This is a genomic window from Paenibacillus sp. B46(2026) (genome assembly GCF_056786355.1).
In genome coordinates this window covers 5174409-5187764 of sequence record NZ_CM165907.1, presented here as the reverse complement: position 1 = coordinate 5187764, position 13356 = coordinate 5174409, and the positions used below count along the sequence as shown (strand labels likewise).

The window sequence follows — 13356 nt, the reverse complement described above, 5'->3', positions numbered from 1 at the left end:
TTTTCAGATCACAGCCGCTTTCTGTTTAATCATTCATTGTATAACTCATAAAACGGATGTGGCTTTCAATTGCCCTATGTGATATAGTAAGTATCCTTTTGTATTGCCAGATCTAGGCGATGCAGAGCAAACATATTCTTAGGAGGTAACTGAAACATGTCAGACAGCTTTCAAAGTGCCTATCAAGAAGAAGAGTACAGGTTAGAGCGAACGATGGAGGAAGTGGACAGTCAGCTGGAACGACTGCAGAATATACCGGTGTATACCGGCCACGACTTCACAGAACAAGTGCTGGAAGCTGGACGCGAAGAGCGCCGCACCGCCTTGTCCAAGAGCGCGCAGCAACCCTATTTCGGACGCTTGGATTTCGAAGAACAGGGCAGTGGTGCACGGAAACCGCTGTATATTGGCAAAATCGGCGTAGACCGCGAAGAGGTGGGAGAGCATCCGCTCGTCATCGATTGGCGTGCTCCTGTCGCAAGCCTGTTTTACTCATTTACCGGAGGGGAAGCCTCCGCTACGTATGAAGCCCCGGAAGGGCTTATTGAAGGTCTGGTGTACCTGAAACGAAACGTTGTTATTCGGCAGCGGATATTGGAACGTGTGGCGGATACATATAACCGTGACAGCGACCAGCCAGCGGTATCCGATGAATTTCTCGTTTATCGTCTGGGAGAGAACAAAGATAACAAACTGCGTGATATCGTATCTACGATTCAGGCGGAGCAGGATCTGATTATTCGTGCGGCGAGAAACACCGCATTGATCATTCAAGGTGTAGCCGGATCCGGGAAAACAACGGTTGCCCTGCATCGGCTTGCCTTTTTGCTGTATCAGTATAAAGAGCAGGTATCTGCGGAGAAAATGGTTATTTTTGCACCCAACCATATGTTCCTGGATTACATCTCGGATGTGCTCCCGGAACTTGGTGTAGGGGATATTCAGCAGCGGACATTCCCGGATTGGGCGATGAACTTGCTGGGGCTGGAGATGCCTTTGGCGGATACGGCGGAGACATTGAACACCTGGTTCGAAACACCAGATGCGAGGCCTGAATTGAATGATGATGTACCTGGACGTTACAAAGGATCAATCCGCTTCATGGAGCTTATTCGAGAGTGGCTGTCGGGCATGGAAGAGGATTCCGTACCGGATATGGACTTTAGTCCATGGGATGGTAAGGTGCTCAGCAAGACAGAGATCGAGAACTGGTTCGGTGAGGAATACAAGCATTATCCGCTGGCCAAACGCAAAGAACGGGTCATGGCGCGGGTTCACCGCTGGATTGAGATGGAACTCAAGAAACCGATGCCAGAAGCTGTGCGCAAAGAACGCAAGAAAAAAGCGTCTACTCGTGAGAAAGCTTATGCCAAAAAGTGGCCTCAATATGAGCCACTTACGCTATACAAACAGCTGTTCAAAGCTGCAAAGGGTGGTTCTGTGCCAGCCTCGCTCAGCGGGCTTATTCCAAAACTAGTCATGAAACAAACGGCAGCAGATCTGAAGCAGGATATCGTCCGTGAAGAGGATCTGCCTGCATTGGTATACATTCATACATTGGTCCATGATATTGAGGGTTCGGAGCGGTTTGATCATGTCGTGATTGATGAAGCGCAGGACTTTTCACCTTTTCATGTGGCGTTATTGGATCAGTTCGTCAAAGGACATTCCTTCACCATACTGGGTGACTTGTCTCAAGGGATACATGAGTACCGTGGTGTTCATGCGTGGGAAGAGATGAGTTCTCTATTTCCTGAGGAACAGAATGCATACTTTGCATTGACTCGAAGTTATCGTTCGACGATGGAAATTATCGACTATGCCAATACGATTCTGGAACGTGGCGTCAAGAGCGGAATTACGGCGATTCCTGTTTTCCGGAGCGGTGATCCGGTTCGGACGTTGACTTATGGAGGCGAAGGGCGGACAGCGAGCCTTGAAGAGGCTTTGAAGGTGTTAACAGTCAAAGACTACCGAACGGTCTCCATTCTGACCCGTACACTGCATGAAGCAGAGGAACTTCATCGTGAACTGCAGGCCGCAGGCTGGGATCTGAACCTGATCGATGGTGGCAAAAAGCAGTACACGGGTGGGCACTCTGTTTTACCGGTCTATCTGTCCAAAGGGTTGGAATTTGATGCTGTTATTGTGGCAGACGTAGACCAGAAGCATTATTTGCCGAATGCGGGTGATGCAAAACTGTTGTACGTTGGTTGTACACGGGCCTTGCACGAATTGTGGTTGTTCTACGAGGGGGAATTGCCAGAATACGCGGCTGCAACACATAATCCCGATGGCGAGCCCGTAACCATTCAGGGTTGGCCAGAGAGCGACACCAAATAACTGAGAGCATGATGATTGCTTAGCTTACGTAGATAGTGCTCTATGAGCTGGGGTAGATAAAGTTTGCTGAACCAAAGAAAGGCATGACGTTTATGGGAAAGTCCCATAAGCGCATGCCTTTTTTTTGCTTTTGTGCGAGAATTGATTAATCTTCCAAGGAAGAACGATGAGGAAGTCCAGGGTTAGGTTATGCTATTTCTCATTCTGGATGAGCGACGGTTCACCAGGAATATACCGACACCAATGAGTAAACCTCCTGCCAATGCAAACCACTGAACGTACTCTCCCAGCAAAATCCAACTCGACAATATCCCAAAGAACGGTGCCAGAAACAGATACGAACTGGTTTGGGCAGGATCACTATGTTGCAGCAAATAAAACCAGAGTGAGAACTGGAGGATGGAGCAAACAAGCGTTAACCAGAGCAGCACCATAACCGAGGTGGTATTCACCATAAAGTGAGGCTGTTCAGTCCATACGCTCAGCAGAAGCAACGCAGCACCTCCCGCGAGCATCTGATAGGCTGTTAAGACAAAGGTATCGTAGGCATCGCCCCAACGTTTGATGAGCAATGTCGATACTGCAAAGGAGATCGCACCGCCAAATCCAATCCAGGTTCCAGGGCTAAAGCTCATATGCCATCCAAAGGTTAACATAATCCCCACGAAACCGAGCAGAACACCAATCCATTGACTGAAACGGTAGGTCACTCTATATAAGAGAGCACTGAGGATAATGACCAGCAACGGATTGGTAAACGTAATCATGGCCGATTCACCGGATGTAATCCAGTTCATGCTGTAGTAGGCGCAGCCCATCACTCCTGCGGATTGGAACAGGCCAATGAGGATTATTTTCAACCATGACTGCCATTCAGTGGGCAAAGGACGTTTACGAAGGAACAAGGCCATTAAGCCACCTGCCAGTACATAACGTATACCCATAAGCATGAAAGGTGGTGCATATAACATACCGATCTTGCCGACTGGAAAAGAAGTACCCATGATTAGCGTTGTCAAAATGATCAATAGTGTATATTTCAATGGTTTTATGATCCGGGTATCTTTATCATGACTGGAGCTCATAACGTCTGTCCGCTATCTACAGTAATTAGCTGCCCGGTCATGGATTGCTGTTCAAGCGCAGCACAGATCATGTGTGCGATATCCTCAGGTGAGGCAATATGCTGCAATAACACTTCTCCACCGAGACGCTGCATTCGCTCCTCGTTTCCAGCCCACCATCTTGTAGCAACTGCGCCAGGGACGATAGCATTCACCCGAATGTGTGGTGAGAGTGCGTGCGCAAGTGATAAGGTCAGACCGTGAACTGCCGCTTTGGAGACGGCGTATGGGAGGGAGGAGCCCGAACCCGTACTGCCTGCGATGCTGCCCAAATTCACGATGGAACCATCACCTGCCTGTCTCATGCCTTCCGTCACTGCACGAGCGCAATGAAACATGCCTTTCACATTCACATCAACCAGTTCATCCCAGACGTTATCAGTAACAGACTCCAGATCATGCAGGGGGATATGCTGCGTGATTCCGGCGTTATTTACAAGTGCAGTGATCGGGCCATAGGTTTCAATTACTGTAGTGACCATCCGCCGGACATCAAGATCATCGGCTACATTGGCTTGAACAGCGAATGCATGGCCGCCCGTATCCAAAATGTGTTGAACAGTCTCGCTTGCTGCATCTTGTGAGCGGGAATAGTTGACGGCAACCAACGCTCCACGCTCAGCCAGCATCAGACTTACAGCACGGCCTATGCCTGTTCCACCACCTGTGATCAAAGCAACTCTATTTTTCCAGTATGTCATGCTGAACACTCCTTATCATCATCCAGTCAATCGGATGACTGGTTTGGGATCTACATGAATTGTAGTCCGGTTTACACATGAAGTATAATGATTGGTAGTGAATTGGATATCATTTTGAATGATGTCAGAGTGGAGGGACCATGGAGAGCGGGGATCTTAGAATATTTCAGTGTGTTGCACAGGAAGGAAATCTGACCAAAGCTGCGTCTAAACTGGGGTATGTTCAATCCAACGTAACGGCACGAATCAGGCATCTGGAAGCAGAAGTGGGTACAACGTTGTTCATTCGTCATAACCGAGGCATGACGTTATCTCCAGCTGGAGAGGTGCTGCTGACCTATGCAGATAAAATTATTGGTCTGCTGAATGATGCTTCCAAGGCGCTTGGGGCTACGAGTACACCATCAGGTCCAATGCGAATAGGGTCTACACAAACCGCGGCGGCCGTGCGACTACCTGAACTTTTCGTCAGATATTATAAACAGTATCCAGATGTCTCCTTGTCACTGGTTACTGGCAATTCGCAGATGCTTATGGATCAGGTTATTGGGTATGAATTGGAAGGAGCATTTATAGGCTGTCCCTGTGATCACCCCGACATCGTTTCTATTCCCATATTTGATGAGGAACTATTTGTTGTCTATTCTGGTATGGGTCCTACGGATGAAGATCTTAAGAGTAAACCCATTCTTGTCTACAGCATGGGGTGTTCCTATCGTCAGATTTTGGAGGAATGGTTAGAGGTCGGTGGTGTTACCCGCCCAGTGATTATGGAATTTGGAACCCTTGAAGCGATTATTAGTGGGGTTACGTCAGGTATGGGAATTTCGTTGTTACCAGAGATTGTGATTAGACATCAGATCGAAAATGGATTACTGCGCACGCATACACTCCCCGCAGGTATGAATCGCATGATGACTCATTTTATTACTCGCAAGGATGCCTTTGTCAGCAGTGCACTTCATGCATTTATGGCTATGTTACCGCGGGAGTATGATATGATAGAGAGTGGAGAACCATCAGAAGTGTAATGTACTCAAGGCAAGGCAATCCGTTAAGGAAGTGATGAGCAATGGATTTATTTTCGTTTCAACAGGATTCAAAACCACAAGCTAGATTGCTTGCGGACCGCATGCGGCCAGAGCACCTGGATGAATATATTGGACAGGAACATATTATTGGACCGGGAAAATTGCTTCGGCGCGCCATCGAGGCTGATCAGATTTCGTCTATCTTGTTATACGGCCCTCCGGGATGCGGCAAGACAACCCTGGCACATATTATTTCCCAGCAAACGCAAGGACAGTTTGTCCGCCTGAATGCAGTGGAAGCTTCCGTCAAGGATGTGCGTGAAGTCATCGAACAGGCCCAAACGAACAAACAGCTGTATGGAACCAAAACCATTCTTTTTCTCGATGAGGTACACCGGTTTAACAGTTCACGTCAGGACGCGCTATTGCCAGCGGTAGAGAAGGGCACGATTATTTTTATCGGCGCGACAACAGAGAATCCCTTTCATTATGTCAATGGAGCCTTGATGAGTCGCTCCACCCTGTTCCAGCTGGAATCGCTGAACAAAGAGCATTCCCTTATATCGATGCGCAGAGCATTGAGAAATGCGGACAAAGGTCTGGGATTCATGGAACTGCAGGCGGACGATGAGGCGCTTGAGCATATTGCAACAATGGCCAACGGGGACATTCGGCGTGCGCTTAACGCGCTTGAACTGGCTGCGTTGACCACGCCACCGGAGAAGGATGGATCCATTCATATTACGCTTGGTGTAGCAGAAGAGTCTATTCGGCGCCCCATTGTGAAGGCGGATGAATCCACACAATATGATGTTTTGTCTGCATTTCACAAGAGTATCCGGGGTTCCAGTGATGCAGCGCTGTTTTGGTTTCTATACGCCGTGGAGAAGCTCGGCATGGACCCGATGACCTTTATTCGTCGTCTGATTGCAGCGAGCAGTGAAGACATTGGGCTTGCGAATCCGCAAGCGATGACTCAGGCCATTGGAGCACTTGATGCGTACCGGAATAACGGTTGGCCTGAAGCCAAGCTGAACATTGCACAAGCGATTCTGTTCGCAGTCGAAAGTCCGAAATCCAATGCAGTGTACACCGCCATCTCGAAAGCCATGAACGCGATTGATGAGGTGAAATCAGCAGAAGTTCCACTTCACTTGAGAGATACGCATTACTCGGGTGCCGTGAAGCTTGGACATGAGGGCTATCAATATCCGCACAATTACCCGGGGCATTATGTGAAGCAGGAATATTTACCAAAGCAGCTTTCACGTAGAGTATTCTATGAGGCAACGGAGCAAGGCAACGAATCGAAGATCAGGCTGAACCAACAGCGGCGCAGGGAATTGTAAGAACAGACACACCACTCGGGAGATGCAACACTACATGAAAGAGATTTTATATATAGGGCTGGCGGATTTCTCGGTATATTGACACGATATGCCATACAGCTAGGGATATCTGCTGCTTGGATTGTTATACGGGTGGCACCAATCTGAGATGATCTCAGATGGAACCTGGGTGATGTGGGGAACCGGATTCAGTGGTGCGTACACCACATTCTCCACCTTTGGCTATGGAACGTTAGGACTTATGGGTCAGCAACGATACGCCAGAGCTGCGTTCTATGTGGTCAGTTCGGCTGTAGTCGGGGTGTTGGCCTCCTTGGCAGGAGTATGGTTGACTGCATAACGAACTATTTTTAATTTTTTTGCAAATAAAAGCAGGAAAAAAGCCATCCTTCATGGTATACATGAAAGACGGCTTTTTTAATAGGGATACACGGTATTGTGTATAATCCGCATTTTAATGGACAAGCTCTATTACTGCATTGCGGGTACAGGTACTTTTTGCACTTGATCGATCGTACCCCCACCCAGGCATACCTCTCCGTCGTAGAAAACAACGGCTTGTCCTGGCGTAATGGCTTTTTGCTGCTGGTCAAATTGTACATCCACACTTCCATCTTCCTGCCAGGTCAGTGTAACACCTTGATCCGGCTGACGATAGCGGAACTTGGCAGTACAACGGTATGGCACTTTAGGCATGTGCTCTGCACCAGCAATCCAGTTCACACCCGTTGCGGTTAGACCTGTGGAGTACAGGCTTGCATGGGCATCGCCCTGAACAACAAGCAGCTGATTCTTCTCCAGATTCTTGTCTGCAACGAACCAGGGTTCACCATTGCCTGAACCACCAATGCCAAGACCTTGGCGCTGTCCAAGTGTGTAGTACATCAGACCGTCATGACGGCCTTTGACTTCACCGGTCGCGATATCAACCATGTCTCCGCCTTTGGCAGGCAGATAGTTACTCAGGAATTCTTTGAAATTACGCTCACCGATGAAGCAGACCCCTGTGCTGTCTTTTTTCTTAGCGGTATACAAGCCAGCCGCTTCTGCAATTTTGCGCACTTCCGGTTTCGGAAGGTGACCAATCGGGAACATGGCTTTGGACAACTGGTTCTGATTGAGTGCATTAAGGAAATAGGTCTGATCCTTGTTGTTGTCCACACCACGCAGCAGCTTGAATGTGCCATCTTCTTCAACCAGACGAGCATAGTGTCCTGTAGCTACATAATCTGCGCCGAGATCCAGAGCTTTGTTCAGGAATTCACCAAATTTGATCTCACGATTACACATGACATCCGGATTTGGCGTGCGACCCGACTTATATTCATCGAGGAAATAGGTAAATACTTTATCAAAATATTCTTTCTCGAAGTTGACAGTGTAATAAGGAATGCCGATCTGTTCACATACGCGGCGTACATCCTCTGAATCTTCTTCAGCGGTACAGTGGCCGAACTCGTCGGTGTCATCCCAGTTTTTCATGAAAATGCCGATGACATCGTAACCCTGCTCTTTCAGCAGCAGTGCGGTAACGGAAGAATCGACACCTCCGGACATGCCAACGACGACCCGTGTATTTTCAATTGTTTTGGACATCGTTATCACCATTTCTATATATAAATGTGTTTCGTTTCTTATTCTAGCATAACTGGGCTCAAGATACGATACACCCGGCCAACTTTGGATAGTGTCCACCACAGACGCACATTTTGGAATATCGTCAATCTTTCTTTTCCATAAAGCATGCAGATATGTTAACATTAGCTGAGAGTTATGATCGGAATACGGAGGATTAGAAGGTTAAAGCTTAGTTCTATGAATCTCTGCTGTGGACAGATCGTGAAACAGACGGTCGTAGACCACAGGATAAAATATAAAGTTTCCAATCGTTTCTGAAAATTGAAAGAGGTGACTCCTTTGAAAATATCGACAAAAGGCCGTTACGGCCTCACGATCATGATGGAGCTGGCTGCCAGAACAGGCGAAGGCCCTACATCACTTAAAAGCATTGCCGAGCGCAACCAGCTCTCGGAACATTACCTGGAGCAATTGATCGCTCCGCTTCGCAATGCAGGACTGGTTAAGAGCATTCGAGGTGCTTACGGTGGTTATATCCTTGCAGGTGATCCTGCAACCGTGACTGCAGGCGATGTAATCCGTGTACTGGAAGGGCCAATCTCTCCAGTAGACTTCACGGAGGAAGATGATCCGGCGAAGCGTGATCTATGGTTGCGTATTCGTGACGGCATTGCCGAAGTGTTGGATTCCACAACACTGAAAGACCTGATTACCTTCCAGGATCAGGACAAAAAAGACAGCTACATGTTTTACATTTAAGGTCATTAATTCGCATCACAGAAGACACACTAAAGCCTCCAACTTGGGGGCTTTAGACATGCCAATGGGTACTTTGTTCTTCAATTTCTACAGATTATTTTAATTTGATCAGGGGCTATGTATTCAGCCGCGGATTTACAAGATGGTCAAGTGTGAACTTAACTGGATAACTTGTAAATCAGCGACTTTTTAAGGTTTCTATATCAGCTTCCATGCGTAACTGACGGCGATTCAAAATATCAATGCTGTGCTGATGGGTATTCAATTCGGTAGTTACTTTGCGTTCAGAGGCGGAGTGGGAAGCGTCCAGCCGTTTCGTAACGGTCAATGTTTCCAGAACAGCTTGTTGAAGAAGCGGAATGTTTTTAGTTTGTTCCTCTATGGTGTCCAATCTGCCATCTATGGTACCTAATCTGCTTTCCATGGTATTCAGTCTGTCTTCCATCTTTTCAAGACGTACATCGATACTGTCGAACCGTTTGTCCATTTGTTGAAGCTGATTCAGAATCTGCCCGAGAATTGGATCACTCATGTCTCTCTCTCCTTTTTGAAATGGATATAGAACATTATACACGAAGAAGCGACAATAGAGCATCCGTTTAGATTTCCAATTTTAATAGTATGCCATGAGATAGAAATTTAACATATAACGGGGTGAAGATAAATGAAACGAATTTATTTGGATCACGCCGCATCGACACCTATGCATCCACAAGTCGCAGAAGCGATGATGAACGTCATGACAGGACAATTTGGCAATGCATCAAGTATCCATGCCTTTGGGCGTGAAGCCAAACGGACCGTCAGCGGAGCAAGGGATGTTATTGCGGCGTTTTTGGGCTGTTTCCCGGACGAATTGGTATTTACCGGAGGCGGCACGGAGAGCGACAATCTGGCCATTTTCGGAGCAGTCTCAACAAGGCAAGATAAGGGGAAACACGTCATTACGACCGCAATTGAGCATCATGCTGTTTTGCATACGTGTCAGGAATTGGAACGTCAAGGCTACGAAGTAACTTATCTATCTGTTGATCGTTATGGACGAATAAGTCTGGATGAGGTGCGAGAGGCTATTCGACCGGATACGGTGCTGATTACCATGATGTATGCCAACAATGAAGTGGGCACGATTCAGCCGATACGCGAGGTCGGTGAGCTTGCACGTAAGCATAATATTTTGTTCCATACCGATGCGGTTCAGGCTCTGGGCAGCCAGAATATTTCCTGTAAGGAACTGCCTGTGGATCTGATCAGCTTCTCTGCGCATAAAATCAATGGACCTCAGGGCGTGGGTGCACTCTATGTACGGCGAGGAATTGTGCTGGAAGCAAGAGCTCATGGTGGGTTGCAAGAGCGTCAGCGGCGCGCTGGTACGGAAAATATCGCAGGTATTACCGGATTTGCAGAGGCTCTCAAGATTGCATCAGAACAAACGGAGACGCATCGTCAGCATGATCTGGAATTGCGGAAACTTCTGTTGGAACAGCTCGAAATTCATGTGGGGACGGAGCACTTTCATGTGAATGGACACCCGGAGCATACGCTGCCAAACATCCTGAATATCAGCTTTCCGGAAGTGTCCACAGAGACGATGTTAATGAATCTGGATATGGAAGGGATCGCTGTTGCGAGCGGTTCGGCCTGCACTTCCGGTTCGCTTGAAGTATCTCACGTGCTCAAAGCGATGGATCTGCCTGAGACTTTTTTACACTCTGCGATTCGATTTAGCTGGGGATTGGGTAATACTACGGAAGAAATCATGATAACCGCCGAAAAAATTGGAACCATTCTTGGACGACTGCGTAATAGACCCTAAGGGGAACTTTACACATGGAACAGAAGGAGGGAAGAAGTTCCATTTCATCGGTTGGATAGAAGCGGTTTTGATGATCGGCGTCTGATTGCCACTCATCAACTTTGGGCATACCTAGCAATAGCGCCGCGCCTATTTAATGATAAGAAGATGAGGGGGACCCAACGATGAAGCTTCAGGAAATGATCGGACTTGCCGTTTTTGATGTTGAGGACGGGAAGCAGGTCGGTAAAATCCAGGATTTCATTGTGAATGATGATTGGCAGATTGAAGGCATTGAACTTGAGAACAAAGGCCTGTTTACCAATCATGTCAAAATCGTGAAGTGGCAAGACATCGTTGCCTACGGCGAGGATGCCGTCATGATCCGTAATCAACAGGCTGTCCGCAAGACGGGAGCCGACGACATAAAATACACGTACCTCCTCGGTCGGTCTAAATTGAAGGAGATGTCCGTGCTCACCGAAGAAGGTTTGCTGCTCGGACGTGTCTCTGATGTTTATTTTGACCAAGAGTTGGGAAATACAATAATAGGGATTGAAATTACGGACGGTTTTGTGTCCGATCTGATCGAGGGCCGTAAATGGCTGCCATGTACAAGTGATATGTCCATCGGGGAAAGTGCCATTATGGTGCCGCCGCTGAGTGAACAACGCTTGGAAAATGCCATTCATTCTGTTAACGGATAGGTGAATGAATATGAAATGTCCAAATTGTAGTTCCAAAGATATCGGGAAAATTGGTTCCCACCAGTTTTATTGCTGGGGATGCTTTATCGAATTAACGGTGAACGGTGAGAAAATGTCTGTATATCAAGTGGAAGAAGACGGTACGCTGAGCTCCCTGGATGATTTGTTTTTCGGGGACGAGCTGCCACAAGACTTCCCTCATCTTCACGCTTCTTCTTAATAAGCAGGATAACTTCCTCTATATGCGGTTTCTTGACAATGTCTGTCATGGGATGCTGTCGTTACTTGACTTGTTGGCAGGTGTATATAGATGCGGTTACATAATGGTTCGGGAGAGACATGGTTGATTATATGCTACTCCGGACCGCAAGATGCGCTTCCTTCTCTGATGAAGGAGGCGTTTTTTTTGGTTCAGTAAAAAATGTGAGGATTGCTGCTTTCCACTTCTGCGCTGTGTTAATAAATATTACCTTTCCTACATATACTGACTCTCAGAGCCAGTCCAAAAGGAGGGATGCACGTGGAGCAATTAACTAAAAACAAGCTGTTTCGTTACGCGATCTGGCTGCTGCTCGGGTTGATCATTCTGTATTTTATATGGCTGCTGCGGCCTTTACTGCTTCACATATATGCTTTCCTGAAAACCGTGCTGGCCCCCTTTATCGTAGCCCTTATCATATCCTATGTACTCAATCCGATTGTCAGCATGCTGGGAGGGCGCAAGGTGCCACGTACGATCGCGGTATTGCTCATATATGCCTTTTTCCTAACCTGTATCGGTGTCATTCTGATGAATGTCATTCCGGTATTGATTGAACAGCTGGAGGAACTCAACGAACATATGCCGGAGCTGTCCATGCGTGCCCAGAGCCTGATGAACAATATGGATCACAAATTAATGCCGCCAAGTATCCGAACAGGCATGAACAGCTGGTTCTTTCAGATGGAGGATCGACTAACTCAGGGAATAGCCGTGCTTATGGACAATATCGGGGCGACCATCAATGTGTTATTCAATGTGTTTATCGTGCCTTTCCTGATCTTTTATATGTTAAAAGATTTTGAGGTATTTGAGCGCACTATTGTGGCGTATCTTCCGCGTTCACGTCGTAAATCAATTGTATCGGTGATGAAAGAGATCGATACTGCGCTGGGGAACTACATACGAGGACAGTTTATTGTCTGTGTCATTGTCGGTATCTTTGCCTACATTGGTTATATCGTCATTGATATGCCATATGCCCTGCTGCTTGCGAGTATTGTAGCTGTATTTAACATCGTGCCCTACCTTGGGCCGTTCCTTGGTGCTGCCCCTGCCGTGGTCATGGCATCGACGGTATCGTTTAAAATGGTGCTATTTGTTGTCATTGTGAATACACTGTGTCAAGTCCTGGAGAGCAACATTATTTCTCCTCAGGTAGTGGGACGTACGTTGCATCTGCACCCACTGTCGATTATATTTGCGCTGCTCGTCGGAGGCGAATTGGCAGGCATTGTAGGTCTGATTCTGGCAGTGCCCGTTTTTGCCGTCCTGAAGGTGATTGTGCAGCACTTTTTCGCCTATTACATCAAACGAAGGACCGACTAAATAGTAGGGTTAAAACATCAAGGAGGCCGCGTTGACACCTGCTTGTGCTACCGATATAATGAGTGTGTATGTTTAGAACATGAAATCGATGATGAAATAAAGTACGCCGAGGGTTACTTTCCTCAGAGAATAGACTTCTTCGGATCAGGGTGAGCCTGAATCGATGGCTGGAAGAGTCTTGAAAGATGAAGCGGCGGAAAGCTAATTTCGGAGTGCAGGACAACCCTGCCGGGCGCGACCGTTATTTCGCATGAACGAGGAGATTGTTTGTTGATCCACGCAGCAAGGGATGAACAGCAATAACCAGGGTGGTACCGCGATAACATCGTCCCTGATTATTCAGGGGCGTTTTTTGTGTTTATTTTTACCAAAGCAATGTTG

General features: G+C 47.3%; 13 protein-coding genes. 9 read left to right on the top strand and 4 right to left on the bottom strand.

The features are described 5' to 3' along the window. Positions 1–156 precede the first annotated feature (156 nt). A complete protein-coding gene (locus AC1S8V_RS23090) occupies positions 157–2343 on the top strand; it encodes a HelD family protein (protein ID WP_482070937.1) in 2187 nt (728 codons plus the stop codon). A gap of 182 nt (positions 2344–2525) precedes the next feature. Here the strand turns inward: AC1S8V_RS23090 and AC1S8V_RS23085 are convergent, their stop codons facing one another. Both AC1S8V_RS23085 and AC1S8V_RS23080 read right to left on the bottom strand, forming a co-directional pair. Next, positions 2526–3428: a DMT family transporter gene (locus AC1S8V_RS23085; RefSeq protein ID WP_482070936.1), complete on the bottom strand. Its 903-nt coding sequence runs from the start codon at positions 3426–3428 to the stop codon at positions 2526–2528. Continuing rightward, positions 3425–4168 (bottom strand): SDR family NAD(P)-dependent oxidoreductase, encoded by a 744-nt coding sequence (locus tag AC1S8V_RS23080; protein ID WP_482070935.1) that lies wholly within the window; start codon positions 4166–4168, stop codon positions 3425–3427. The genes AC1S8V_RS23085 and AC1S8V_RS23080 overlap by 4 nt, the downstream gene beginning before the upstream one ends. A 140-nt stretch (positions 4169–4308) precedes the next feature. Here AC1S8V_RS23080 and AC1S8V_RS23075 point away from each other — a divergent pair, with 140 nt between their 5' ends. The 3 genes from AC1S8V_RS23075 (at position 4309) to AC1S8V_RS23065 (ending at position 6888) form a co-directional block, all read left to right on the top strand. Next, complete coding sequence (locus tag AC1S8V_RS23075; RefSeq protein ID WP_482070934.1) at positions 4309–5199, top strand: LysR family transcriptional regulator; 891 nt, start codon at positions 4309–4311, stop codon at positions 5197–5199. 41 nt (positions 5200–5240) lie between these two features. Further along, a complete protein-coding gene (locus AC1S8V_RS23070) occupies positions 5241–6548 on the top strand; it encodes a replication-associated recombination protein A (RefSeq protein WP_482070933.1) in 1308 nt (435 codons plus the stop codon). A gap of 109 nt (positions 6549–6657) precedes the next feature. Next, entirely contained in the window at positions 6658–6888 is a 231-nt protein-coding gene (locus AC1S8V_RS23065; protein ID WP_482074560.1) for a fluoride efflux transporter FluC, read from the top strand. Positions 6889–7019: 131 nt separating this feature from the next. Here the strand turns inward: AC1S8V_RS23065 and mnmA are convergent, their stop codons facing one another. Next, positions 7020–8144: a tRNA 2-thiouridine(34) synthase MnmA gene (gene mnmA / locus AC1S8V_RS23060; protein WP_482070932.1), complete on the bottom strand. Its 1125-nt coding sequence runs from the start codon at positions 8142–8144 to the stop codon at positions 7020–7022. 321 nt (positions 8145–8465) lie between these two features. On the opposite strand from mnmA, the gene cymR reads away from it, so the two are divergent. After that, the gene (cymR, locus tag AC1S8V_RS23055; RefSeq protein WP_076212458.1) at positions 8466–8885 is read left to right on the top strand and encodes a cysteine metabolism transcriptional regulator CymR; all 420 of its coding nucleotides are present in this window, start codon (positions 8466–8468) and stop codon (positions 8883–8885) included. 178 nt (positions 8886–9063) lie between these two features. On the opposite strand, the gene AC1S8V_RS23050 is transcribed toward cymR, so the two are convergent. Next, positions 9064–9417 carry a hypothetical protein gene (locus AC1S8V_RS23050; RefSeq protein WP_482070931.1) on the bottom strand — a complete coding sequence of 118 codons (354 nt, stop codon included), beginning with the start codon at positions 9415–9417 and terminating at the stop codon, positions 9064–9066. A gap of 132 nt (positions 9418–9549) precedes the next feature. Between AC1S8V_RS23050 and AC1S8V_RS23045 the strand changes: the two genes are divergently transcribed. The 4 genes from AC1S8V_RS23045 (at position 9550) to AC1S8V_RS23030 (ending at position 12975) form a co-directional block, all read left to right on the top strand. Further along, positions 9550–10701: a cysteine desulfurase family protein gene (locus tag AC1S8V_RS23045; protein WP_482070930.1), complete on the top strand. Its 1152-nt coding sequence runs from the start codon at positions 9550–9552 to the stop codon at positions 10699–10701. A 164-nt stretch (positions 10702–10865) separates the two neighbouring features. After that, positions 10866–11387: a PRC-barrel domain-containing protein gene (locus AC1S8V_RS23040; RefSeq protein ID WP_482070929.1), complete on the top strand. Its 522-nt coding sequence runs from the start codon at positions 10866–10868 to the stop codon at positions 11385–11387. A gap of 10 nt (positions 11388–11397) precedes the next feature. Next, entirely contained in the window at positions 11398–11607 is a 210-nt protein-coding gene (locus tag AC1S8V_RS23035) for a hypothetical protein (RefSeq protein ID WP_017686815.1), read from the top strand. Between the two features lie 300 nt (positions 11608–11907). After that, the gene (locus AC1S8V_RS23030; RefSeq protein WP_482070928.1) at positions 11908–12975 is read left to right on the top strand and encodes an AI-2E family transporter; all 1068 of its coding nucleotides are present in this window, start codon (positions 11908–11910) and stop codon (positions 12973–12975) included. Positions 12976–13356: the final 381 nt, after the last annotated feature.

Excerpts from the sequence above, each read along its gene's own strand:
- AC1S8V_RS23090 (WP_482070937.1), top strand. The coding sequence starts at position 157 with ATGTCAGACAGCTTTCAAAGTGCCTATCAAGAAGAAGAGTACAGGTTA.
- AC1S8V_RS23085 (WP_482070936.1), bottom strand. The coding sequence starts at position 3,428 with ATGAGCTCCAGTCATGATAAAGATACCCGGATCATAAAACCATTGAAA.
- AC1S8V_RS23080 (WP_482070935.1), bottom strand. The coding sequence starts at position 4,168 with ATGACATACTGGAAAAATAGAGTTGCTTTGATCACAGGTGGTGGAACA.
- AC1S8V_RS23075 (WP_482070934.1), top strand. The coding sequence starts at position 4,309 with ATGGAGAGCGGGGATCTTAGAATATTTCAGTGTGTTGCACAGGAAGGA.
- AC1S8V_RS23070 (WP_482070933.1), top strand. The coding sequence starts at position 5,241 with ATGGATTTATTTTCGTTTCAACAGGATTCAAAACCACAAGCTAGATTG.
- mnmA (WP_482070932.1), bottom strand. The coding sequence starts at position 8,144 with ATGTCCAAAACAATTGAAAATACACGGGTCGTCGTTGGCATGTCCGGA.
- AC1S8V_RS23050 (WP_482070931.1), bottom strand. The coding sequence starts at position 9,417 with ATGAGTGATCCAATTCTCGGGCAGATTCTGAATCAGCTTCAACAAATG.
- AC1S8V_RS23045 (WP_482070930.1), top strand. The coding sequence starts at position 9,550 with ATGAAACGAATTTATTTGGATCACGCCGCATCGACACCTATGCATCCA.
- AC1S8V_RS23040 (WP_482070929.1), top strand. The coding sequence starts at position 10,866 with ATGAAGCTTCAGGAAATGATCGGACTTGCCGTTTTTGATGTTGAGGAC.
- AC1S8V_RS23035 (WP_017686815.1), top strand. The coding sequence starts at position 11,398 with ATGAAATGTCCAAATTGTAGTTCCAAAGATATCGGGAAAATTGGTTCC.